The sequence below is a fragment of the Streptomyces sp. NPDC058246 genome, assembly GCF_042881985.1.
Classification (GTDB): domain Bacteria; phylum Actinomycetota; class Actinomycetes; order Streptomycetales; family Streptomycetaceae; genus Streptomyces.
Window position 1 is genome coordinate 95590 of the sequence record NZ_JBHVWZ010000002.1, and the last position, 22394, is coordinate 117983.

General features: G+C 68.7%; 23 protein-coding genes. 13 read left to right on the top strand and 10 right to left on the bottom strand.

Going from position 1 to position 22394, the window contains the following annotated elements; all coding sequences use genetic code 11:
- Positions 1-3: 3 nt before the first annotated feature.
- The 3 genes from ACFVXA_RS02935 to ACFVXA_RS02945 form a co-directional block, all read right to left on the bottom strand.
- Entirely contained in the window at positions 4-315 is a 312-nt protein-coding gene (locus tag ACFVXA_RS02935; protein ID WP_390023608.1) for a hypothetical protein, read from the bottom strand.
- 114 nt (positions 316-429) lie between these two features.
- Complete coding sequence (locus ACFVXA_RS02940) at positions 430-1470, bottom strand: hypothetical protein (protein ID WP_390023610.1); 1041 nt, start codon at positions 1468-1470, stop codon at positions 430-432.
- Positions 1458-2108, bottom strand: a complete 651-nt coding sequence (locus ACFVXA_RS02945) for a hypothetical protein (RefSeq protein ID WP_384397619.1) — start codon at positions 2106-2108, stop codon at positions 1458-1460. Before ACFVXA_RS02945 ends, ACFVXA_RS02940 begins: the two co-directional genes overlap by 13 nt.
- Before the next feature lie 362 nt (positions 2109-2470).
- Between ACFVXA_RS02945 and ACFVXA_RS02950 the strand changes: the two genes are divergently transcribed.
- The 10 genes from ACFVXA_RS02950 (at position 2471) to ACFVXA_RS02995 (ending at position 10469) form a co-directional block, all read left to right on the top strand.
- Complete coding sequence (locus tag ACFVXA_RS02950; protein WP_389511861.1) at positions 2471-3085, top strand: hypothetical protein; 615 nt, start codon at positions 2471-2473, stop codon at positions 3083-3085.
- 645 nt (positions 3086-3730) lie between these two features.
- Positions 3731-4459 (top strand): hypothetical protein, encoded by a 729-nt coding sequence (locus ACFVXA_RS02955; RefSeq protein ID WP_362018603.1) that lies wholly within the window; start codon positions 3731-3733, stop codon positions 4457-4459.
- A gap of 20 nt (positions 4460-4479) precedes the next feature.
- Positions 4480-5334 (top strand): hypothetical protein, encoded by an 855-nt coding sequence (locus ACFVXA_RS02960; protein WP_362018605.1) that lies wholly within the window; start codon positions 4480-4482, stop codon positions 5332-5334.
- On the top strand, positions 5331-6644 hold the full coding sequence (locus ACFVXA_RS02965) for an ATPase, T2SS/T4P/T4SS family (RefSeq protein ID WP_362018607.1): 1314 nt from the start codon (positions 5331-5333) through the stop codon (positions 6642-6644). The genes ACFVXA_RS02960 and ACFVXA_RS02965 overlap by 4 nt, the downstream gene beginning before the upstream one ends.
- A 140-nt stretch (positions 6645-6784) precedes the next feature.
- A complete protein-coding gene (locus ACFVXA_RS02970; RefSeq protein ID WP_362019003.1) occupies positions 6785-7714 on the top strand; it encodes a type II secretion system F family protein in 930 nt (309 codons plus the stop codon).
- On the top strand, positions 7711-8634 hold the full coding sequence (locus tag ACFVXA_RS02975) for a type II secretion system F family protein (protein ID WP_362018609.1): 924 nt from the start codon (positions 7711-7713) through the stop codon (positions 8632-8634). The genes ACFVXA_RS02970 and ACFVXA_RS02975 overlap by 4 nt, the downstream gene beginning before the upstream one ends.
- Before the next feature lie 78 nt (positions 8635-8712).
- Complete coding sequence (locus ACFVXA_RS02980; protein ID WP_037627216.1) at positions 8713-8964, top strand: hypothetical protein; 252 nt, start codon at positions 8713-8715, stop codon at positions 8962-8964.
- A gap of 103 nt (positions 8965-9067) precedes the next feature.
- A complete protein-coding gene (locus tag ACFVXA_RS02985; protein ID WP_362019006.1) occupies positions 9068-9448 on the top strand; it encodes a TadE family protein in 381 nt (126 codons plus the stop codon).
- Positions 9448-9879 carry a TadE/TadG family type IV pilus assembly protein gene (locus ACFVXA_RS02990; RefSeq protein ID WP_362018611.1) on the top strand — a complete coding sequence of 144 codons (432 nt, stop codon included), beginning with the start codon at positions 9448-9450 and terminating at the stop codon, positions 9877-9879. The genes ACFVXA_RS02985 and ACFVXA_RS02990 overlap by 1 nt, the downstream gene beginning before the upstream one ends.
- A gap of 152 nt (positions 9880-10031) precedes the next feature.
- Positions 10032-10469: a pilus assembly protein TadG-related protein gene (locus tag ACFVXA_RS02995; RefSeq protein WP_362018612.1), complete on the top strand. Its 438-nt coding sequence runs from the start codon at positions 10032-10034 to the stop codon at positions 10467-10469.
- A gap of 36 nt (positions 10470-10505) precedes the next feature.
- Here ACFVXA_RS02995 and ACFVXA_RS03000 read toward each other — a convergent pair whose 3' ends face one another.
- From ACFVXA_RS03000 to ACFVXA_RS03030, 7 genes are all read right to left on the bottom strand, one after another.
- A complete protein-coding gene (locus ACFVXA_RS03000) occupies positions 10506-11105 on the bottom strand; it encodes a hypothetical protein (protein ID WP_390023612.1) in 600 nt (199 codons plus the stop codon).
- Positions 11105-11725: a hypothetical protein gene (locus ACFVXA_RS03005; protein WP_383904521.1), complete on the bottom strand. Its 621-nt coding sequence runs from the start codon at positions 11723-11725 to the stop codon at positions 11105-11107. The genes ACFVXA_RS03000 and ACFVXA_RS03005 overlap by 1 nt, the downstream gene beginning before the upstream one ends.
- Before the next feature lie 29 nt (positions 11726-11754).
- Positions 11755-12552: a hypothetical protein gene (locus tag ACFVXA_RS03010; protein ID WP_390023614.1), complete on the bottom strand. Its 798-nt coding sequence runs from the start codon at positions 12550-12552 to the stop codon at positions 11755-11757.
- 59 nt (positions 12553-12611) lie between these two features.
- Positions 12612-14021 carry a hypothetical protein gene (locus ACFVXA_RS03015; protein WP_390023616.1) on the bottom strand — a complete coding sequence of 470 codons (1410 nt, stop codon included), beginning with the start codon at positions 14019-14021 and terminating at the stop codon, positions 12612-12614.
- On the bottom strand, positions 14018-14332 hold the full coding sequence (locus ACFVXA_RS03020) for a hypothetical protein (protein WP_390023618.1): 315 nt from the start codon (positions 14330-14332) through the stop codon (positions 14018-14020). The genes ACFVXA_RS03015 and ACFVXA_RS03020 overlap by 4 nt, the downstream gene beginning before the upstream one ends.
- A 629-nt stretch (positions 14333-14961) precedes the next feature.
- On the bottom strand, positions 14962-16029 hold the full coding sequence (locus tag ACFVXA_RS03025; RefSeq protein WP_390023620.1) for a hypothetical protein: 1068 nt from the start codon (positions 16027-16029) through the stop codon (positions 14962-14964).
- Positions 16026-16679 (bottom strand): hypothetical protein, encoded by a 654-nt coding sequence (locus ACFVXA_RS03030; RefSeq protein ID WP_390023622.1) that lies wholly within the window; start codon positions 16677-16679, stop codon positions 16026-16028. The genes ACFVXA_RS03025 and ACFVXA_RS03030 overlap by 4 nt, the downstream gene beginning before the upstream one ends.
- Positions 16680-17002: 323 nt before the next feature.
- On the opposite strand from ACFVXA_RS03030, the gene ACFVXA_RS03035 reads away from it, so the two are divergent.
- From ACFVXA_RS03035 to mqnC, 3 genes are all read left to right on the top strand, one after another.
- Complete coding sequence (locus tag ACFVXA_RS03035) at positions 17003-19969, top strand: BTAD domain-containing putative transcriptional regulator (protein WP_390023624.1); 2967 nt, start codon at positions 17003-17005, stop codon at positions 19967-19969.
- A gap of 263 nt (positions 19970-20232) precedes the next feature.
- The gene (locus ACFVXA_RS03040; RefSeq protein ID WP_390023626.1) at positions 20233-21039 is read left to right on the top strand and encodes a prepilin peptidase; all 807 of its coding nucleotides are present in this window, start codon (positions 20233-20235) and stop codon (positions 21037-21039) included.
- 148 nt (positions 21040-21187) lie between these two features.
- The gene (mqnC, locus tag ACFVXA_RS03045; RefSeq protein WP_362018627.1) at positions 21188-22387 is read left to right on the top strand and encodes a cyclic dehypoxanthinyl futalosine synthase; all 1200 of its coding nucleotides are present in this window, start codon (positions 21188-21190) and stop codon (positions 22385-22387) included.
- Positions 22388-22394 lie beyond the last annotated feature (7 nt).

A 22394-nucleotide genomic window follows, 5' to 3' on the forward strand; every position in this document is an offset into this window, starting at 1 on the left:
GCCTCAGCCTTTCTTCCCGCGAGCCGCCACGGCCAGCAGCACATCCAGCAGGTCGAAGGCGTCGGACACGTCGCCCATCAGCTTCGCCTCGGCATCCCACTCCTCATCCAGCTGCTTGGTCAGCTTGGCCAGGGTGTGCATGCCCTCGCGTATGTCCTCCGTCGCGCCCAGCAGCGAGCCGAGCTTGCCGAGCGCGCCCAGGTCATCCGCCTCCGCCTTGAACTCCTGCAACGGCTTCGTCGTGTGATGACCCACCTTGCGCAACGCGGTCGCCGCCTTGTGCAGCGACGCAGCTTCCTTCTTCAGATCCGACATGCGAGTCCGCCCCCGTACTTCACTCTGTGCACATGCCAACCCAACGACCGTAGCCTCAGTCGCCGTGATCGCGTGATCGGCGGAGACTGCCCGTGCTGACTAAGGTTGCTTCCGTCACCGGTTGACGGACTGGATCTCCTGGACGGTGATGTCCTGCGTTCTCCCGAAGGTGCCGTAAGGGAGATCGCCGCCCGCGCCACCTGTGCCGGTCCAGTCGATCTGCCAGGTGATGGTCGCCTTGAGTTTGTACGTTCCATTGCCCGACGAGCGGAGGTACCTGATCCCGCACGGCGGTGTCTGGTCGGACTTGCCCTTGGCGTAGGGCTCACCGATCGAGTCGTTGCCGTTGATCTTGCAGACGCCGGACGCCGGGTAGGTCTCGGCGTCTCTCGTGCCCGGCTCAAGTTTGAGGGACAGGGGCTTCGCCGTCGTCGTCGCCTGGATGTTGAGTCCGGCGACGTTGAGTGCCGCGGTCACCGAGACTTCCTTGAACTTCGCCTTGTCGAGCCAGGCCCAAGTCGGAAGATTTACCTTCGTGGCGTCCTCGGGGGCGAGGGTGACTTTGGTGTCCGGGAGCTGAATCGCGTTATAGGCGGCTTCGGCGAGAACCTTCGGCGTGACCGCCTGGTCGACGCCAGGATCGTCGTTGTTCTTGACCCAGAACGGCAGCTTGCTGCATTCCCAGCTGGCGGGGTCGTCGACGCGGTCGGGGTTCTGGACCGCGACCCACCAGTTTCCCTCGTCGGCCTTGTCCCCGTTGTAGTCCTTGTACTCGCCGTCCTTGTAGATGTCTCGAAACTGGCCGACCGCGGCCTTGGCGTAGTTGGCCTGGCCGGGGGTGTTGATCGTTTCCTCGTACATCGACTCGACATACTTCTTGAACTCCGCGACCGAACGGGGCTCGTACCAACATGCAGGCGGGGTCCAGTCACTGACCGGCCGGATGACGCTGTTGCTGCCGGCGGAGCGTACGGAGCCCGAATACGTCACCTTCGAGACCAGGCGGCCGGCGTCGGAGCTTGCGCTCTGCTTGGTGTCGCCCTGGGTCCCCGCGCTCGGCGGCCAGTCCGCGAAGGCGGTCCCAGGTGCCAGGACGAGTGCTCCCGAGAGGAGCGCGACCGTGAGGAATCGGCCGCGGGCGGCTACGGCGTGCACGACTTGTGTCCCCTCTGCGAGGTGAGCTTCGTCGTCTGCCAGACGCCCTGCTTGCTCTTTTCGAGTCGTCCTGTGTAGAGGACGTAGGACTTGTTGGTCACCGCGGTCTTGTAGACCTTCTTCGACTTGCGGTCCTTTGCGAAAGCCTTCGACTGGTCCTCGCAGTACACGACTCCCGCCGATGAGGCGTCGAAGACGTCAATCTTGGCGTTGTAGTAGCGGTTTGCGCCAGTGATCGAGTAACCGTCCTTCACGATGGACTGGACCCAGTCCCTGGCGTCGGCCAGCGCCGTGCCGCTGTAATAGAAGCTGAGGACAGGCGACTTGGCGTCCCCCTCAGTGATGGCGTAGTTCGTCGCGTCGACCCTTCGGGCCACGTCCGCGAGAACGGCGTCTTTGGTCGCGTCGCCGGTCTTCCAGCTCTCGAAGGTGTCGCTGAGGTCGTCCGGAAGGGTGACCTTGGGGCGACTGGCCGCGTCAGTCGCGCTCGGCGAAGCCGATGTCTTCGTGGCGCCGGCGTCGGCCCCGGCGATCTTGTCGTTGTCGCTGGACTTGTTGTCCCCGCTGCCGCATGCCGTCAGCAGCAGGGCTGCGGTCGCGGTGAGCGCGGCAGCAACGGGCAAAGAGCGGCGCTTCACAGTGGACTCCCCGTGAGACAAATGTTCAGTCAAGAGCAATGACGGTATCGGTGGGGCCGATGGTTTCGCCAGGCTGAACTTGACTCAAGAGGAGGGTAATTATGGATCCAGTGTGGCAAATCGGTCGCTGTCTGTACCCGGATCGTGTCTGACTCAGGGTCGCTTGACCCCGGAAGCATGCTCGGGTTGATGTACGGCGCCCGCGGTCAACCTTGCTGCTGCGACCGTGTGCGAGGCGCGTTCGCAAAGATATGTGGATGGTGTGAAGCAGCGTGGACGAAACGTTCCTTGCTCCGTTGTGTCGTGCGGCGGTCCCTTAGTCTGGCGGATCGCTCAGGGGAACACATCTATCAGGAGTTTCTGTGCTTTACAGGAAGACCGTGCTGCGTGCCGCCGTGCCCGTCGCTGTCCTTGCCCTTTCGCTGACCGCGTGCGGTGGCGGGGACGACAACGCGGACGCGAAGCCGAAGCAGTCGGGGTCGCAGTCGACGGCCGGGGCGTCCCAGCCCCCGGCCGAAGCGACCTCGGGTGGCAAGCTCGCCACTGGTGAGAGCGCCACGGGGAAGGTCAAGGAAGGCGACGCCGAGGTCACCTACGACATCGCGGCGCAGAAGGTCGACCTCGGCACGGAGGCCGAGGCGCAGGCGCTGGTGCAGGACAAGGCGGACGCCAAGGGGATGGTGCTTGCCGTCGCCCACGTGAAGTTCACGCACAAGGCCGGCGCGCCCCTCACCGATTCCCCCGACGCCAACGACTCGACCACGATCTGGGCCGACGGGAAGCGTGGTGCACTGCTGCTCGGTGCCTCCGACGATGCGGCCGGCTGTGAGGACCCGTACGACATCGAGGGCTGGAAGCAGGGCGAGAGCCATGTGCTGTGCGAGTCCTACCTGATCCCCGCGAACGCCAAGTCCGTGGAGGTTCACTGGTCGGAGGAGGACGGCGAGCCGTACATCTGGACGTTCCCCGGCAAGTAGGCGTCCGCCTGTCTGCCGCATCCCTTCATCCGGTCCCGGACATCGCCCCAGATGTTCGGGGCCGAGTGTGCCTGGGCGGTAGTTGCCCGCCCGGTCACCGCGCACCCGCGGCAGTCGGCCGCGCTTCAGCGTTCTGCGCCTCGACCACGGCAGCGGGCGTCGATGTCCGCCTTGGTGACCGATGGGCTCCCTGTGTCGGTGGTGGGGGAGGGGGTGCGGGTGACCAAGTGCTTCTGCGGGGCGGGCGCGTCACACTCACGGCTGAAGCAGCGCGCAGGCTGGTCACCCCCGACGGTGAGCACCTCGTGCAGGCCTGGTGCACACCCCGTGACGAACGCCCGGCATCGGCCCGGCAACGGATTCGCGCCTGCACAGGCATGTCTCCACACACATCCCCACCCCCAACAGGGAACCACCCACCCCCCGTTGCCCGTGGATAACGTCGTGCCCCCTGAGGTCGGCGATCCGGAACGCGCCTTGAGGGGCTTATGTGCGGCTGATACGGTGCCATGGCTTGACACTCGCTTCAGCGCTGGCTATTTGGCCAGGTCGGGCGGAACGTCCGGCTCGGGCGGACCGGGGCGAAGTGTCCCAATTGGCATGTGAATTGGCAGAAATCTTCTTGGGTGTACGGGGAGCGGTTGCGTGAAGATCCAAGAGCGTCCGGGGGCGGGCAACCACCGTTCCGCCACGTCGGCCCAGCCGGCGATGGGTGAGCGTCTTCCCACGCCGCCTCGCGAGCGCAAACCCGCGCTCGCCGCTCTCGCGGTGCTTCTCATTCTGGTCGGTGCGCTCGGTGCCACCATGCTGGTGCTGCGCGCCGGGGATCGTATCGAGGTCATCAAGCTGACGGGCGACGTACAGGCCGGTGAGTCCATCACCGACAGCAAGATCACCTCGGTGATGGTGGCCCAGGACTCGGGCGTGGACTACGTCCCCTGGTCCCAGCGGCAGGGGCTGAAGAGCCTGCAGGCCAAGGCCACCCTCTTCAAGGGCACTGTCGTCGTCGGCCAGATGTTCGCGAAGAAGACGTCGCTCGCCGCGGGCAAGGCCACGGTCGGCCTCTCCCTCAAGGAGGGGCAGTACCCCGCCAATCTGAAGGCCGGTGACATCGTCTCGGCGTACCTCGTGGGCAATGACAGCGGCACGAGCAAGGGCAGTTCCAGTTCCTCTTCCTCGGGTACCTCGGGCAGCGGCGACAACTCGCTGCTGGTCGAGCGTGCGGTCGTGAGCGACGTCAAGACCGACAGCGGCGACACCATCAGCAGCACCAACCTGCCGGTCACGCTGACCGTCGACTCCTCCGACATCGCCGCCCTCACCCAGGCCGCTTCCGCGGGCGAGGTCGCCGTCGTTCTCGTCCCCGGCAACTAAAGGCGAGTGAGTAAACAGAAATGGCGCTCATCGCCCTCGCCGCGGACAAGGGTTCCCCCGGCGTCACCACCGCCGCGGTCGCTCTCTCGGCGGTCTGGCCCCGCAGAGTCCTGCTCGCCGAGACGGACCCCGCCGGCGGCGACCTGGTGTACCGGAGCGCGGCGGCCCACGGCGGTCCGCTGAACCCGAACACCGGCATGCTGTCGATAGCCGCGACCGCCCGCCGCGGCCTCGTACCCGATCAACTCTGGGACCACGTCCAGCCGTTGAGCGGTGGGCTCGAAGTCCTCGTCGGGCTCGGTGTCGCCGAGCAGGCCGCCGGGCTCGCCGGGCTGTGGCCCACCCTCGGCCGCGCCTTCGCGCAGCTCGCCGACTCCCCGCACGCGCCCGCCGACGTCATCGCCGACTGCGGGCGGATCAGCGGCGACACCCCGGCCGTCGAGATGTTCTCGCAGGCCGCCCTCGTGCTGCTGATCTCCCGCACCGAGCCGGAGTCCATCGCGCGCGTCCGCGACCGCGCCGCCGCCCTCTCCGCCAAGCTGCACGGCGGCCCGCGCGGCGCCGCCAGCCTCGCCACGCCCCTCATCGGCGTCATCCTCATCGCCGACCCGAGCGACTCCGCCAAGCTGGTCCACCAGGTCAACGACATGCTCGTAGCGGCGCAGACCGGTGCGCGCGTCGTGGGCACGCTCGCCGACGACCCCGCCGGCGCCGACCAGTTGGCCGGGCGCAAGCGCGGGCGGCTCGACAAGTCGCTGCTCATCCGCTCGGCCCGCAAGGTGACCGGCGACCTGTACCAGCAGTACGGCGCCGCCTGGGCCGTACCGGCCAACGGTGGCCATCACGGTCAGCCCGCCGCGGGAGCCGGACGATGACCGCCGTCGACCACCAGCTGGTCAAGCGGTTCCGGCAGGACGCCGGTGACCGGATCGCCGAGCAGCGCCGCGAGGACCAGGTCCGCGGTGTCACGCCGATGTCCAACGAGGACGAGCGGCACTACGCGCGGGCCGTCATCGCCCAGATACTCGAGGACTACGCCCGGACCGAGATCAACTTCGGCCGCACCCCCCTCGACGCCGAGACCGAGGAGCAGTACGCGGCCGCCGTGCACGCCGCGCTCTTCGGCGTCGGCCGTCTCCAGCCGCTGCTCGACAACCCCGAAGTCGAGAACATCGACATCAACGGGTACGACCAGGTCTTCATCGGATACGCCGACGGGCGGGAGGAGAAGGGGGATCCCGTCGCCGAGACCGACGAAGAGCTGATCGAGCTCATCCAGATCCTCGGTGCGTACTCCGGCCTCTCGTCCCGGCCCTTCGACTCCGCCAATCCCCAGCTCGACCTGCGGCTGCCGGACGGGTCCCGGCTCTCCGCCGTCATGGACGTGACGCGCCGGCCCGCGCTGTCCATTCGTCGCGCGCGCATGGGCAAGGTCTTCGTCTCCGACCTGGTGGGCAACGGGACGATCACGCCCGAGGTCGCCCACTTCCTCGCCTGCGCGGTCCGGGCCCGTAAGAACATCATGATCGCGGGCGCCACCAACGCCGGTAAGACGACGCTGCTGCGCGCCCTCGCCAACGAGATCCCGCCGCACGAGCGCCTCATCACCGTCGAACGCGCCCTGGAACTCGGGCTCGACACCTTCGCCGACCTCCACCCGAATGTGGTGGCGTTCGAGGAGCGACTGCCCAACTCCGAGGGCCAAGGCACCATCTCCATGGCCGAGTTGGTGCGCCGGTCGCTGCGTATGAACCCCTCCCGCGTCATCGTCGGTGAGGTGCTCGGCGACGAGATCGTGACCATGCTCAACGCGATGTCGCAGGGCAACGACGGTTCGCTGTCCACGATCCATGCGAACAGCTCCAGCGAGGTCTTCAACCGCATTTCCACCTACGCGCTCCAGGCGAACGAGCGGCTGCCCATCGAGGCCAGCCAGATGCTCATCGCGGGCGCGGTGAACTTCGTCGTCTTCATCCAACGGCGCAACAACTACGAGACCGGCGGCCGCCTTCAGCGCATGGTCACCTCCGTCCGCGAGGTCAACGGCGTCGACGGACGTGTGCTGTCCAGCGAGGTGTTCGCCGAGGCCCCGGACGGCCGGATCGTCCCGCACGCGCCGATCGCCTGCCTCGACGACCTCGTCGCACAGGGCTATCGGCTGCCCGGCGGCGGGAATTGGGGATGACCATGACCCATGAGATGACCATGAGCCATGCGATGTCCATGAGCCATGCGATGTCCGTGACCCGTGAGATGTCCATGAGCCATGCGCTGACGGCGACTCATGACTCGACCTCTCTCGCGGCCCTCGACTCGCTCGGTTCCATGGGGGGCCTGTTCTCCACGACCGTCCTGTACGCGCTCGCGTCCGGTGTCGCCGTCGGTGGCGGCCTCGCGCTGTTCGCCGTCGCGGTGCGCGGGCTGCCCGCCAAGCCCGAGCACGAGAAGCAGAAGGCGAGCGAACGGGCCAGTGAGCTGGTCCGGTTCGCCGGACAGCGCGGTTCGATCGCCGCCATCGCCGGTCTCGTCGTCCTCCTGCTCACTCGCTGGGCCGTCGCCGGTATCGCGGCCGGGATCCTCGTCTTCTTCTGGGACAAGCTCTTCGGCGGCGCCGGGGAGGAGCGGGCCGCCATGCGCCGCGTCGAGGCCCTCGCCTCCTGGACCGAGTCGCTGCGCGACACCATCGCGGGCGCGGTCGGCCTGGAGCAGGCCATCCCCGCCTCGGCGCGCGCCTCCGCACCCGTCCTGCGGCCGCACCTCGACGCGCTGGTGGACCGCCTGCGCTCCCGCACACCTCTTCCCGAGGCCTTGCAGCACCTGGCCGACGAGATCAACGACGCCTCGGCCGACATCATCGTCGCCGCGCTCATCCTCAACGCGCGGCTGCGCGGCCCGGGTCTGCGCCAGGTGCTCGGCGCGCTCGCGAAGTCGGCGCGCGAGGAGGTCGACATGCGGCAGCGCGTGATGGCCCAGCGCGCCTCGACCCGGCGCTCGGTCCAGATCGTCGTCGCGGTCTCCATCGCCTTCGTTCTCGGCCTGTCGATCTTCAACCGCGACTTCGTCAAGCCGTACGGCACCGCGGTCGGGCAGCTCGTACTCGCCTGTGTCTGCGGCCTGTTCGCCCTCGGATTCTGGTGGCTGCGCAAGCTGTCGACCATCGAGACGCCGGAGCGGTTCCTGGTGCGGGACGAGTCGTCGGTGCAGTTCGTACGTCCGCGCACGCCGGCTTCTGGGGATGAGGCGGTACGCCGATGAACCTGACCATGCCGATCCTGATCGGCGCCGTTCTGGGCCTCGGGATCTACGCCCTCGTACGCGCCCTGATGCCGTCGAAGCGCAGCGCGGTCGCGCAGGTCGCGCGCATCGACGCGATGCGGGCGCGCGGAGCGGCGTACGAGTCCGCGCACCATGCCCAGCAGGAGGCGGGACGGCTCGGCAGCGTACGGGCCCAAGTGGGGGCCCGTGTCGCCGAGTTCTACCTCCAGCAGGGCTGGGAACAGCGCTCGCTGCGGGCCGATCTGGCGGTTCTGGACCGGAGTTGGGAGAAGTTCCTCGCGACGAAGGTCCTGCTGGCCGCTGCCGGTGTCTTCTTCGGACCGTTCCTTTTCGCCGTCGTCTGGACGCTCGGCTTCGGCAGCAGCCCGATCATCCCGGTCTGGCTGGCGCTGCTCTTCGCGCTCGTCTTCTTCTTCCTCCCGGACGTGGAGGTACGGCGGGACGCGGCGGCCAAGCGGCGCGACCTGCGGCGCGTGATCGGCGCGTATCTGGACCTGGTGTCGATGAGCCTGGCCGGCGGCCGGGGTCTTCCGGAGGCGCTGATGGCCGCTGCCGAGGTCTCCGACGGCTGGGCCACGCAGCGCATCCGCAACGCGCTCGCCGACGCCCGGATCACCGGCATCAGCCAGTGGCAGGCGCTCGGTTCGCTCGGCGAGGAGCTGGGCGTGGAAGAGCTCAAGGACCTGTCGGCCTCCCTGGCGCTGGTCGCGGACGACGGCGCGAAGGTGCGCGAGTCGCTCGCCTCGCGCGCCGAGACGATGCGGCACCGCGAGCTCTCCGAGATCGAGGGCAGCGCGGGCGAGAAATCGCAGTCGATGCTGGTCGCGCAGCTGCTGCTGTGCGCGGGCTTCCTGGTCTTCCTGATCTTCCCGGCGGCGATGCGCGTGTTCCAGGTCTGACGCCTCCGCGGCCGCCGAAGCCGCGGTGGCCTCCGCGGCAGACACCTACTCCTACTTCTTTCGAGAGGACAACCCACCATGAACGGACGGAACTTCAGCACCGGGATCCCGGGGGTGGACTTCCTGATCACCTTCCTCCAGGGCCGGGTGCAGCGCGCCCGCTCCGGCGAGCTCGACCGGGGCGCGTCCGCGGTCGAGTGGGTCATCATCTCCGCCGTCGTCGTCGCGATCGTCGGCGTGGTCGCCGCGATCATCAACGCCGCGCTGAGCGACGGAGCCAACAAGGTGGGCAACTGCATCAAGGGTGCAGACGCCGGCAAGACCTGCTGAGCTCTCTTTCCAACCTTCTCTTTCTCTTACGGGGTTACGGGTGCGCGTACGTCGCTGGGTGCGCCGCCGGGTGGAGGCCGCCTCCGCCCGCGGCGACTCCGGCATGACCGCGATCGAGTTCGTGCTGCTCACGCCGGTGCTCTTCTTCATGATCTTCGCGACGGTGCAGTTCGCGCTGTACTTCTTCGCCGACCACGTGGCCCAGGCGGCAGCCCAGGCGGGCGCCCGCAAGGCCCGCGCCACGGCCGACCAACAGCCCGGCGCATGGCGCGGCGAGGCCCGCGACGTCGTCGACAGCTACATCCGCCAGCTCGGCCCGCAGCTCGTCCTGTCCCCGAACGTGACGATGCTCCAGCCCGAGCAGCACACGGTGGGTGTGGAGATCACGGCGAAGGTCCCGACGGTCTTCCCGGGCCTGGACCTGACGGTGCACGCGCAGTCGTCGGGGCCGGTGGAGAGGTTCGTGAAGGAGGGCGAGAACTGATGAGCTTCTTCTCCGCCCTGCGGGACCGGGTCTCCGGTCAGGGCGACCGGGGGCTGTCCACGATCGAGGTCGTGATCCTCGCGCCGGTGATGATTCTCTTCATCCTCGTGCTGGTGGCCTTCGGGCAGCTGGTGGACGGGCGGGGCGCGCTCGACGGTGCGGCCCGGGACGCGGCACGCGCCGGTTCGATCCAGAAGGACCACGCGACGGCCATGGCCGAGGCGCGCAAGGCGGCGGAGGCGGATCTCGCGGACGTCTGCTCCGGCCCCGTGACCGTGAACCAGACCAGCTCCGGCTTCGTGCCCGACACCCTCTTCTCGGTCGAGGTGAGCTGCGAGGTGCGGGGTCTGGCGATGATCGGTCTCGACGTGCCGACGACGCTCTCGGCCACCTTCAGCTCGCCCCTTGACCCGTTCCGGAGGACGGCATGACGCTGCGTTCCGCTGTACGGGGGCGGGTGGCGACCCGAGGTAACTGTGTGTCGGCGGGAGAGTCCTGGATGGTGAGCAGAGCCGGCTGGGTGGCGACCAGAGCTGACTGGGGGGCGACACGAGGCTCCTGGGTGTCGACCCGAGGTTCCTGGGTGTCGACCCGCCGTGCCCGGCTCGACGACCGGGGCTCGGGTGCCGGCGCGGTCATCATCTTCGCGATCGTCTTCCTCTCCCTCGCCGCCTTCGTCATCGACGGCGGCATGTCCATCTCCAAGCGGGAGCGCGCCGCGGACATCGCCGAACAGGCCGCCCGCTACGCCGCCCAGGACATCGACCGCGAGGCCCTGTACCAGAACCAGAACGGCCCCGCCCCCATCAACTACCAGAACTGCGGCGCCCGGGTGAAGGCCTTCGCCCGCGAGATGGGCATGTCCGGCGCGGACATCGCGGCGACCCACTGCGTCGCCGCCGACGCCGAACAGGTCGAGGTCGAGGTCCAGCTCACGTACTCCCCGGTCTTCACGGGAATGTTCTACGGCGGCGATGTGGTCGTCCACGGCCAGGCTGTGGCGCAGAACGAGGTCGGCTGAGGTCCGGCCGGGGGACGTGCGGGCGGGCCGAGGCCATCAGCTGCTTGAGGTCACCGTGACCGTGCGGGCGACGCGGTCCGTCAGGTCACAGAGTGCGTCGGTGTGCGCGAGGGCACGCCACGAGGTGAGCAGCACGAGGCCCCACTTCTCGTCCGGGCAGATCCCGTAGGCGCAGGTCTCCATGATGGTGCCCGTGCCGTCGCGGTCGGCATCCTGGACGTACGCGTGACGCACCCGGACCGCCGGGCCGACGGGCAACGTCCGCAGCTCGGCCTCGGGCGGCCGGAACGAGATGTCCGTGGGCATGGTCAGGTAGTGGAGCAGGAGTTCGACGGTCACCGTGGGGTATGTCTCGTCGGCGACCAGGGCCGACAGCTCGATGCGGGCCAGCTCGCCCAACTCCGGCTCGGGGACGTACGACATCGCGGTGACCGGCCCGCGCTCGCGGGAGTCCGCGGCGGCCCCACGGAGTTCGGTGGCGAGTGCCGCGATCAGCTGCCGGTTCCCGTCGGAGCCCACGCGCAGTCCGGCCGCGTCCATGGCCCATGAGTCCAGGTCGAGCGGTTCACGCACGGGCAGGGAGACGGCGTCGTCCGGCGCTTGCATGCGCACGGTGGACGCGGAGAAGGCGGGCATCAGGCCATCCATTGCAGAGTGCGGGCGATGGAGTCGAAGAGCGTGACCAGCGCTTCCGCCAGCGGTTCCATCGGTGTGGAGAAGGAGAGCAGCAGGCGCTGGCCGCTGTGCGGTACCGCCAGGTAGACGTCCAGATGCGTGACCAGGAGCTTGTTGCCGTCCGGATCGTCGGGCGCGGGCCGGCGGCGGTAGAGGTGGCGTACGGCCGGGCCGGCGGGCAGGTCGGCCATGGTGACCTCGTCGTCGGCGGTGCCGCGTGTCCCGAGGGACAGGGCGATGTCGGAGAGGTCTCCTGGCGCGGTGCCGGGCGGCGGCTGCAGGACGGTGACGACCAGTCCGGCGGACACCGGCACCTGCCCGATGAGTTGGTTGACGAGGTACATCTCCACGCCGCCGTTCGCGTGCGCGGCCTCCGCCTGCGACTTGACCCGCTCGGCGATGGCCGCCTTCAGCTGCGGGGTGGCCTTGGTCCGTCGCAGGCTGCGGCTGACCAGCTTGTCGATGCGGTGGGGCCAGCGATCGGGCTCGAGGACGACGCGTTCCCAGCCCTCGGGGACGGCGAGGCGGTAGTCGGAGGGAGGTGCGGGGTGGGCGTTGGTGGCGTCGCTTGCCGTAGCCATGTTCGTGTTTGTCTCGTTCGTCTCGTCGGTCACGCCGCGGTTCCGTTCGCCGGCCCGCGTCGACTGCCCCGCGCCTCAGCCACCCCGCCCATGACCGCAGCGGCCAGTGGGGCGACAACGAGTACAGCGGCGGCGCCCAGGCAGAGATAGTCGAAAACATCGTTGCCGATGTCCGACTTGTGCCCCAGGACCGGCCGGTAGTGGCCTGCCGGATCGATCACCGCGTCCACTCGTGTGCCGACCATGTTCGTATCCGTGCACCACTTGTCGTTGTGGAACACCTGACGGACGGATCCGTCCGGGAGCTTGACGCGGCAGTACAGGGTGCGAACGCCGTGTGACCCCAAATTCACGGGCTTCGCGTACGTGACCGTGGTCTCCTGCCCGCGCACCTGCAGATACCACTTGTCGGCCGACAGGGATCCCACCCAGATCAGGACGACATAGGCGGCCCCGACCAGACAACGTACGGTGAGACCACCGCGCGACGAGGGGGCCTTGACCCCTGCCCAGATCACGGCCAGTCCACATACCGCACCGACGAGTAGCGCGGAATCGTTGATCAGGTATGTGGACAACAGGCAGATGACCACACCCGCGACAGCCATCAACAGCAGCCGGATCCACGGCCACACCGTCGAGCTGTCTTCTTTCGGGCGATCACCGTCGAAGTCGAGGATGTTCCGCACGCGCCGCACGCTGCCGTCCTCCGCGGCGATCCGGCGCAGCTCCGGCAGGCCCAACCCAACTTCCTCGAGCGCGCGTTGCTTGCCTTTCGGGAGTCGCGCGAACAGTTCGTCGGCGGTCTGACCGTCTCCACTTGCCACGTTCTTGATTCTCTCCTCGCCCTTACGGGCCTCGCGGGTGGTCCGGCCCCGGCCGGCATCTAGCCTCCGGAAACCTTCAGGTGCCCGTTGTAGAAGGGGATTCCATTCGCACCCAGACCGGGAGTGTGCTTCAGACCGTCGAAGAAGTTGGGCTCGAGCGTGCTCGGTTCCCAGCTCTCCAGGGGCGACAGATTCAGGATGCCCGCGGCCGTCGGCAGCGTCTGGCTCGCCAGGTAAAGGCGATTGGCCGAGTGGGCCATGCCCTTGAACGCGGAGTCGGAAAGCTCGCCCAACTTGGGCAGCTTGCCCTTGGCGAGGATTCCGTCGTCTTCGGCCGCCTTCGTCACGGCGACGCGAACGTCGTTGGCGTACGCCTTGAAGTCCAAGGACTCCTTGACGATCGACCGCATCCTCGGCAGGAGGCTGCTCGGACCCTTCGCCAGGGCTTCGCCGATCTTGCCCGCTTTGACTCCCGTGAGCGCCTCGGCACTTTTAGCGGCCACTTTCGCGCTCACACCCAGCTCCCGCAGGGTTAGGAATTGCTTCAGCGCGGACGACCCCCGCGCGGCAATAGCCGCCTCCTTCGCCGTCGTCCCCAGGATCCGCCCGGCTCCGAAGGACAACACGCCGATCGCGTCGATGGCGACGTCCAGCCAGGTGCCCTTGCCGTCCAGGGCGGAGACCGTGTCGCAGACCAGAGCGACCACGGAGGCCAACAGGGCCAGCGCGCCTAGCACTTCGCCGAGGATGGGGACCCAGCTCAGCAGGAGGGCCAGGACACAGAGCACACCGGCGATCGCCCCGGCCCAGTGCCCGATCTCCGCGACCCAGTCCTTCCAGTTGTCCCACCAGTGGTGTTTGGGATCCTTCAGCCCGTCATGGTCCAGGGCGTCGCGAATGGCCGCCTTGGCATAACCGGCCTGGGCGTCCCGGTACTCCAGCGCGTGCCGGAGGTCCTTCTTGGCGGCGTCCAGATCCCCGTCCGCCGCGTCCTTCTGTCTCTTCAGCTTCTGCTTGTCGGGATGGTCGTCAGGGCCGGGATGCTGGTCGATCTGCTTCTGGTAATTACTGCCGTCCGCATCCGCGGCCTTGGCCTTCTTGAGTGCCGTACGAACCAGGTTCTGCGCATGGTGGAGGGCGGTGGCCCAATTCCCCCGCGCCTGGTCGGCGATGGGTTCGTCGGGCACCGAGGAGCCGAGGGCGGCACCGGCGGCTGCGTACCGCTTGTGCGACTTGGTGAGCAGCCCGACTGTTTCCGCGGTCTTCTTCGTGAACTCACGGCCGGCGTCCGAGTCCCACCCGTTGCCGTCGACCAGGTTGTGAAGCTTGGTCGCCTGCTCCTGGATCAGTTTGGCGGTGTCGGAGATGCGCTTGCCGAGCCGGGCCACCTCGTAGGGGTCGCCCGGCGTGAACTTCTTGTCGTCGTAACGCGCGCTCTGCCAGTCGACACCGGAGAAGTCGTCGCTCACTTGGCTTTGCCACCGTCCCCCGGCCGGGACTTCAGCAGAGCGTCGGCAAGATGCTGATCAAGCCCGTCGTATGCCTTCGCCGCCGCACCGGCGGTCTTCCCGAGGAACTCCAGCCCGTCACAGAGCTGCTTCCGCTTCTTCTTCCAGTCGTCCGCGAAGTCGTGGAGCGCAGAGGCGACTTCGCCGGAACCGATCTCGGCGTCGTAGGAGTCGACGAGGTCCTTGGCATGCTCGAAGTGCGACTTGAGCTTCGCCACCGACCGGCTGATCTCCTTCAGTTCCGACGTGGACACCTTGACGTGATCCGCCACTCCGACCCCCGTACGCGTACTTTTCCTCCGGCCGCCACATCTGTTTCAGGGCAGCCCCGCCTACTCTCCTGGACCGGATTTCGCTCCTGCAACCAACGGAACGCAAAGGGAGTGCATCCTTGACGCACAGCGGACCGCACAGTCCGGAGCCGGGCGCAGAGGCTCTTACTCCCCGCCGCACGTCTTACCGCCGATGTTCCCCTCCCGCCCTTCCCCCTTTTCCGTCTGATCCCGGGTATCCGTTTCCTTGCCCATACGGAAACCCACATCGACCGTCGGAGTGAACCCGAGATCAGTAACGACGGGGTGATAGAGGCGAACTGCATTACCCCCACCGTCGATCACCATCACCTCTTTCAGACCCCCCTTGGGTCAGCTGTGGAACTGCTGCCGAAGTGGCCCGAGGTCGGCATCGCTGTCCCCTGGGGTTCAGGTGTCTGGTGAGGGTCTCGGCCGAGTGCACCTCCCGCCCCTTCGCCCGGACGGTTTCGCCGTCGTCATTCTTGCTGAGCGATTCCGGCTTCCCACGGGGCTGGGCACCGCCCCCGCGACGTCGGCCCGAGTCCCCGGCGAACGGCCATCGTTGATCCGAGGTCGTCCACCACGGCCTTGCCGACGTCGCCGGAGCGCTATCGGTTGATCGACTGGATCTCCTGGACGTTCATGTCCTGGGTCGTCTCGAAGGTGCCGTCGGGGAGGTCGCCGCCGGTGCCGCCCGTACCCTCCCAGGTGATCTGCCAGGTGACGCTGGCCTTCAGCTGGTACGGCTTGCCGTCCGTGGCGTGGAGGTAGGTGATTCCGCAGGGCGGGGTCTTGTCGGAGTCGCCCTTCTCGTACGGGGTCCCGATGGAGCCGTCGTCGTCGATCTTGCACTCGCCGGAGGCGGGGTAGGTTTCGGCGTCGTCCGTGCCGGGTGCGAGGTGCAGCGAGACAGGCTTGGCGGTGGTCTCCGCCCACAGGCCGGTGTTCGGGAGCTCGGCGCGGACCGTGACCTCCTGGAAGGTGCCCTTGTCCAGCCAGATCCAAGTGGGCAGGTTGACCGTGGACTTGCCCTCGGGCTTCAGCTCGATCTCCGTCTCCGGGACCTTGACCTGGTTGTACGCGTAACCCGCAAGCGTCTCCGGTGTCGGCGCGTGCGGGATCTTCGGGATCTGCCGGGCGGGCTCCCAGAACATGATCCGGCCGCAGTCCCAGGAGTCGGGATCGGCGTCGTCGGGCGCAACGCTGCGCCAGAAGTAGCCGCCCTTGCCGATGTTGTAGTTCTTGTAGCCCTCGGCGGTGCTGTTCTCGTCGTCGAAGTTGTTCTCCGGCTTGCCGTCCTGGTAGTGGTCGGTCCAGAGACCCTTGCCGATCCAGGCCTCGTGGATACCGACGTCACCGCTGCCGTCCGTCTTGTCCACGAACGCCTTCAGCCCCTCGGGCGTGAAGACGGGCTCGTACCAGCAGGCGGGCGGCTTCCAGGTCGTGTTCGTCGGTGCGACGTTCCCCCGCTTCCCGCTCGTCGGGCCCTTCACCTGACGGACCTTGATCTGGGAGTGGGTGGCGGAGGCGTACGCCGAGACGTTGCCCTTGTTGTCGGTCTTGCCGCCGGTGTGGTTGGTACCCCCTCCTCCCACGGCGCCGGCCGGCGCCGTGGCGAGGAAGAGCGCGGCAAGTGACGCCGTCGTCAGGGCAGGTATTCCGTGCAGGGGCCTCATGACTGGCAACCGCCCCTCGTTGACTGAGTGGAGACGTTCTGCCAGACGCCCTTGGCGTTCTTGCGGAGCGTCACGGTGTAGAACACCTCGGGGTTCGTGCCTGCAGGGTTTCCCTCGACCTTGCTCGTCTTGCGGTCTCTCGTGTACGCCTTGCTCTCGTCTGTGCAGTAGGTGAGGGCCGCCCGCGTCTTGTTGTCGCCGAGGAGGGTGGTCTTGGCGTCAAAAGCGGGCAGTTTGCCGAAGACCGTGAGGTTCTTGTCCGTGTAGGTCTTGATCCACTGCCGGTCCTGCGAGAGGCCCGATGACGTGTCGTAGAAGGCGAGGGCCTCCCCGCCGTCGGGCTCGCTCGCGATGATCGCCGCGTATCCCGCCCGGAGCTGCTCCCTGGCGTCGTTGAGGATTGCCTGCTCGACGGGGTCGCTGCTCGTCCAGTCCTGGAAGGTCAACTCGAAGTTCTTGGGGAGCGTGATCTCTGGACGCTTCACGTTCGAGGTCCCTGACGCGGATGCCGACGCCGACGGCGTACTGGACCCCGTGTCCGCCCCCTTGATGTCGCCTGACGACGAGTCGTTGCTGCCGCCGCAGGCGGTGAGCAGCAGGGTCGCCGTCGTGGCGAACGCGGCGGCGCTGGTCAGGGTGCGGCGGGCCACGATCGATCTCCCCCTGGTGTAAGGCATGTATGCAACAGAGAACGAAGCTAGCAGGGTCCCGTAAAGGGGAGGGGGGCGCCAGAGGGGGATTGTGTGGGGGCCGTGAGAAGTGTGACGTGACGGTTGCGAATGGTGTGGAGGCTGGGCGTCATGGGGGACGAGGTCCGACGGGCAACTCGGGCTTAGGGGGCGGGTGGTGAGGAATCGGGCGGATGGAAGGTCCTCCTCCCCTGCCTGACCTTCGACTCTCTCCTTAAGATCTCGGTAGGCTCAGCACACCCCCAACTCCCACTCCCTCCCCACACGACCCCAGGACACCCGCCATGGCGCGACGCACCACTTCCAGCTCGACGGGCAGCTCGCCGGGTCCGAGGAATCGGACGCCGCAGCCGCTGCCCCGGCGTCGTCGGACGTTCGGGGACTGGGTGAAGGCGTTCGGGGCGTTCGTCGCTCTGGTCGTGCTGCTGGTCGGGGTGCCGGGTGCGCTGGCGACGCAGATCGGATGGCCGCTGCCCAGCGGGAAGCCGACGCTGGACTGGTTGCAGCAGGAGATCACCGTCAACACGTTCATCAACGTGCTGACCGTGATCGTCTGGTTCGCCTGGGCCCAGTTCACCGCCTGCGTGCTCGTCGAGGTGAAGGCCGCGCTGTCGGGAGTGGGCCTGCCGAACCGGGTGCCCGGTGCCGGGCCCAGCCAGTTGCTCGCGCGGCAGCTCGTCGCCGCGCTGCTGCTCGTGGGCGCCACCGCGGCCAGCTTCACGCCGGGGCTCTCGCAGCTCGGGCAGAACCTGGAGGGCAACCAGCGCGGCAGCGTCGCCGTCGCGCAGCAGACCCCGGGCGGGCTGTTCGGGCAGCAGCAGGAGCAGGCCGCCTCCAACGCGGCCGCCGCGATCGCCGAACAGGCCGCCAACGCCGCCTCCCACACGGTCAGCGGCGGTACGGCCAAGGAAGCGGACACCAAGTACTACCGGATTCAGCCTCCCGAGGGGCGCCACCACGACTCGCTCTGGGAGGTTGCCCAGCGGCATCTCGGCGACGGGCGCCGCTACAAGGAGATCTACCAGCTCAACAAGGACCGGACGCAGCCCGACGGGTCCAAGCTCTCCGAGGCCAGCCTGATCCGGCCCGGGTGGATCCTGGAGATGCCCGGCGACGCCCACGGCGGCGAACTCGTCGAGATGCCCGACGAGGCACCCAAGGTCTCCGAGGAGCTCCAGCAGCAGATCCACGACTACGCCAGGACCGGGGATCATCAGCAGGGCGCCAACTACCAACAGGGCACCGGGGACCGGGACACCGCGCACATCCACGTGCCGCAGCAGCGGCCCAGCGGTGAGCAGGGCGGTGGTGACCAGCAGCACCCGCAGCAGGCCGGTTCCGAGGAGAGCGGGTCCGGGTTCTCCTTCGGGCTTCCCGAAGCCCTCGTCGGCGCGCCGCTGCTCGCCGCCGGACTGCTCGGCGCGCTCGGGCGCCGGCGTCGCCAGGCGCTGTGGCAGTCGGCGCTCGGTGCCGTCGGCGGACGGCGCGGCATGGAGCCGCCGGTCCCGACCGGGTCCGCCGCGGACGCGCAGGACGCGCTGCTGGTGGGCGCCGACCCCGAGGGCGTAAGACTGCTGGACCTGTCGTTGCGCGGACTCGCGGCCGCGCTCGCGGCCGAGTCCCGCCCGCTGCCTACCGTCTACGCGGCCTGGCTCAGCGGCAACGGCGATCTGCATCTGCAACTCGCCCAGCCGGCCGGCAAGCCGCCCGCGCCGTGGCAGCTCGGGCAGGACCAGACGTTCTGGATGCTCGCGCGGACGGACGCGGAGCGGTACGAGAATGTGGACACCGCCGCGCCCTACCCCGGCCTCGTCAGCCTCGGGACCATGGACGACTCGCGGCTGCTGCTCAACCTGGAGTCCGTTCCCGGCATCGTCTCGCTCAGTGGCAGCGCGCGCGACCGCGCGGGTGTCTTCGCTTCGGTCGCCGCCGAGTTGGCGACCAACGGGTGGTCCGACCGGATGACGATCACGCTCGTCGGCTTCGGGCAGGATCTGACGCCGCTCGCGCCCAACCGGCTGCGTCACCTCGACGACGTCGAGGCGCTCGTCGAGACCATGGAGGCGGAGACGCGGCAGCGGCGCGGCGCGCTGGGGGCCGCCGGGCACGACTCCGTACTCACCGGTCGCACCGGGCCCGCCCAGCACACCCGTTGGGCCCCCCACCTCGTCCTGCTCGCCGCCGAACCGTCCGCCGAGGACGCCGTCAAGCTCGCCGAACTCGCCTCCGACGCAAGCCGGTTGGGCATCGGCTACCTCGTCGGCACCGAGAGCGGCGATCTGCCGGGCGCCGCCTGGGAGATGGAGATCACCAGCGGTGGCAAGCTGCTCGCCCCGCTGCTCGGGCTCGAACTCGACGCGCAGCTGCTGCCGGTGGCGCAGCAGCAGGCGATCGTGGAGCTGTTCGCCGAGGCGGACCCCGAGCGCAGTCCGGACGGGCCGACGACCACACCGCCGTTCCTCGTCGACATCAGCGAGCAGGGGCGGCCCGCCGTGTACGCGCGGCTCGTGGGGCCGTACGAGATCATCGGTCTGGAGACGCCCGACGGCGAGCGCAGCCCGCTGATGCACGAGGCGCTGGCGCTGCTGCTCCTGCACCGCGAGGGCGTGCACCCGCGGGTGCTGTCCTCCGCGCTGTGGCCACGCGGTGTCACCGAGGACGTCCGCGACGCGCTCGTCGAGCGGCTGCGCGGCTGGCTGGGCAGCGACCCCGACGGCACGCCCCGCCTCGGCACCGACGCGACCGGGCGGCTCACGCTCGCCAAGTCGGTCGTGTCCGACCTGGATGTGCTGCGGTCGCTCTACCACGAGGCGACGCAGGGCAAGGGCGTCAACAGCCGTGCGGTGCGCGGGCGGTTGCTCACGGACGCGCTGGTGCTGGTGCGCGGGCCGCTGCTCGCCGATCGGCCGCAGGGGCGGTACGGGTGGCTCACGCACGAGATCATCGACGCGCAGCTTCCGCTTCTCGTCGCGGACATCGGGCTCGCGCTGTCCGCCTTCCATCTGGAGAAGGACCGGGCGGAGAAGGCGATCGAGGCGCTGACCGCGGCGCTGGGCTCCGCCCCGGGGGACGAGCGGCTGTGGAACGAGTTGCTTCGCGCGACGCATGCCACGGGGGACACCGACCGGCTGAAGCGGCTTGCCGCCGATCTTGTCGCCCGCAGTGGGGCGCGGGGGGTTCCTCCGCGGACGGAGGCTTTGCTGGATGAGTTGCTGCCTGCTTGGCGGAGCGGCGTGGCCGCCGTCGGGTGAGTGAGCGCGGCCTTCCCGGCGCTGGGCCTGGACCTCGTTGTCCGGGGCCCGGCGCTGCGGGCTGTGCCCACCCACCCGCAAGCTCTCGGCTTCGTTGGAGCAGGGAACGCCCATCGCCCTGCGGAACACGACTGCCCACAGCGGTAGCTCTCAGCGGTGTTGATAGCGGTAGCTCTCAGCGGTGGTGATAGCGGTAGCTCTCAGCGGTGGCGATAGCGGTAGCTCACAGCGGTGGCTTTCGATGGTCTGGCTAGGGTGGGCGCGTGGATCTCGAGCTCTGGTCGGCCGGCGTAGGTGCCCTGTGGGGGGCCGTAGCGGGGGCACTCGTCCCGCGAGCCGCGTATCGGTTTTCCGTTGAGCCGGATGAGGCGTGGCGGGAGCGGTGTCCGGAGGGGCACGTGATCACCGGAGTCGCGGCCGGGTGGCTCGGGCTTGCCCGGTGTGCCCGATGCGCCGGCTCCGTTCGTACGGCGGAGGCCGTGCACGGCGACGCGGGACGCGTGGTCCCCGGCCGTACTCCCGCCTCGTACGGCCCCAGTACCCTCTTCATCTCCCTCGCGACTGCCCTCGTCTGCGCCGGGCTCGCGCTCACGACCGGTACCCGGCCCGAGCTCGCGGTCTGGCTGCTGCTCGCGCCCCTCGGGGTGCTGCTGGCCGTCGTGGACTTCACGGTGCAGCGGCTGCCCGATGTGCTGACGCTGCCGCTCGCCGCCGCCGCGCTCGCCCTCCTGGGCGTGGCCGCGTTCGCGCCCGGGCACGCGGGGCACTGGATGACGGCGCTGTTCGGGGCGCTCGCGCTCGGAGGCGCGTACTTCGTGCTCTTCCTCATCAGCCCGAACGGGATGGGGTTCGGGGACGTGAAACTCGCGCTCGGGCTCGGGGCGGTGCTCGGCTGGTACGGGTGGAGCGTGGTGTTCCTGGGGACCTTCGCCGGGTTTCTGTTCGGCGGGCTGTACGGGATGGGGCTGGTCGTCGTGCGGCGTGCCGGGCGGAAGACGTCCATCCCGTTCGGGCCGTTTTTGATCGCGGGGGCGTACGTCGGGCTCCTGATCGGGGCGTACGCGGCCTGAGCCGGGGGGCGCAGGGCCCGATCAGACGGCGTACGCGCCCTGAGCAGGGCCGTGTCGACCGGCGTGCGCGGCCTGACGTCGGGTGACGGAACCGGCTGGCGTAGGCTGGTTCGGTCCGTCCACAACCCTTACGAAAGGGACGCTCCCGGTGACCGAGAAGGCCGACCTTCAGTCCGTCCTCGACCGTGCCGCCGCGGGTGGGCGGATCACCCCGGAAGAGGCGCTCGACCTCTACCGCGACGCCCCGCTGCACGCGCTGGGCGCCGCCGCCGACGCCGTACGCCGCCGTCGGTACGCGGGGACCGAGCACATCGCCACGTACATCATCGAGCGCAACATCAACTACACGAACGTGTGCGTCACGGCGTGCAAGTTCTGTGCCTTCTACGCGGCCCCGAAGGACACCGACAAGGGCTGGACCAGGGATCTGGACGACATCCTGCGCCGGTGTGCGGAGACCGTCGAGCTCGGCGGCACGCAGATCATGTTCCAGGGCGGCCACCACCCGGACTACGGCGTCGAGTACTACGAGAAGCACTTCGCCGCGATCAAGGCCGCCTACCCGCAGCTCGTCATCCACTCCCTCGGCGCGTCCGAGGTCGAGCACATGGCGCGTATCTCCAAGGTGTCGGTGGAGGAGGCCATCCAGCGCATTCACGCGGCCGGGCTCGACTCCTTCGCCGGCGCGGGAGCCGAGCTGCTCCCCGAGCGGCCGCGCAAGGCGATCGCCCCGCTGAAGGAGAGCGGTGAGCGCTGGCTGGAGATCATGGAGGCCGCGCACAACCTGGGCGTGGAGTCGACGTCCACCATGCTCATGGGCACCGGCGAGACCAACGCCGAGCGCATCGAGCACCTGCGGATGATCCGTGACGTACAGGACCGGACGGGCGGGTTCCGCGCCTTCATCCCGTACACCTACCAGCCCGAGAACAACCACCTGAAGGGCCGTACGCAGGCCACGCTCTTCGAGTACCTGCGGATGATCGCCATCGCGCGGCTGTTCATGGACAACATCGCCCATATCCAGGGCTCCTGGCTCACCACCGGCAAGGAGGTCGGCCAGCTCTCCCTGCACTACGGCGCGGACGACCTCGGCTCGATCATGCTGGAGGAGAACGTCGTCTCCTCGGCCGGTGCCAAGCACCGCTCCAACCGTATGGAGATCATCGACCTGATCCGGAAGGCGGGCCGCGTACCCGCCCAGCGGACGACGACGTACGAGCACATCGTGGTCCACGACGACCCGGCGAACGACCCGGTCGACGAGCGGGTCATGTCCCACATCTCGTCCACCGCGATCGAGGGCGGCACCGCCCACCCCGAGCTGAAGCTGCTGGCCTCCAACTAGCGTTGCC

What these genes read in the sequence shown, in the direction of transcription:
- ACFVXA_RS02970 (WP_362019003.1), top strand. Translation starts at nt 6,785, where the DNA reads ATGGGGGGCCTGTTCTCCACGACCGTCCTGTACGCGCTCGCGTCCGGT.
- ACFVXA_RS02985 (WP_362019006.1), top strand. Translation starts at nt 9,068, where the DNA reads ATGACCGCGATCGAGTTCGTGCTGCTCACGCCGGTGCTCTTCTTCATG.
- ACFVXA_RS02935 (WP_390023608.1), bottom strand. Translation starts at nt 315, where the DNA reads ATGTCGGATCTGAAGAAGGAAGCTGCGTCGCTGCACAAGGCGGCGACC.
- ACFVXA_RS03025 (WP_390023620.1), bottom strand. Translation starts at nt 16,029, where the DNA reads ATGAGGCCCCTGCACGGAATACCTGCCCTGACGACGGCGTCACTTGCC.
- ACFVXA_RS02960 (WP_362018605.1), top strand. Translation starts at nt 4,480, where the DNA reads ATGGCGCTCATCGCCCTCGCCGCGGACAAGGGTTCCCCCGGCGTCACC.
- ACFVXA_RS02965 (WP_362018607.1), top strand. Translation starts at nt 5,331, where the DNA reads ATGACCGCCGTCGACCACCAGCTGGTCAAGCGGTTCCGGCAGGACGCC.
- ACFVXA_RS03005 (WP_383904521.1), bottom strand. Translation starts at nt 11,725, where the DNA reads ATGGCTACGGCAAGCGACGCCACCAACGCCCACCCCGCACCTCCCTCC.
- ACFVXA_RS03035 (WP_390023624.1), top strand. Translation starts at nt 17,003, where the DNA reads ATGGCGCGACGCACCACTTCCAGCTCGACGGGCAGCTCGCCGGGTCCG.
- ACFVXA_RS02980 (WP_037627216.1), top strand. Translation starts at nt 8,713, where the DNA reads ATGAACGGACGGAACTTCAGCACCGGGATCCCGGGGGTGGACTTCCTG.
- ACFVXA_RS03000 (WP_390023612.1), bottom strand. Translation starts at nt 11,105, where the DNA reads ATGCCCGCCTTCTCCGCGTCCACCGTGCGCATGCAAGCGCCGGACGAC.
- ACFVXA_RS02990 (WP_362018611.1), top strand. Translation starts at nt 9,448, where the DNA reads ATGAGCTTCTTCTCCGCCCTGCGGGACCGGGTCTCCGGTCAGGGCGAC.
- ACFVXA_RS02975 (WP_362018609.1), top strand. Translation starts at nt 7,711, where the DNA reads ATGAACCTGACCATGCCGATCCTGATCGGCGCCGTTCTGGGCCTCGGG.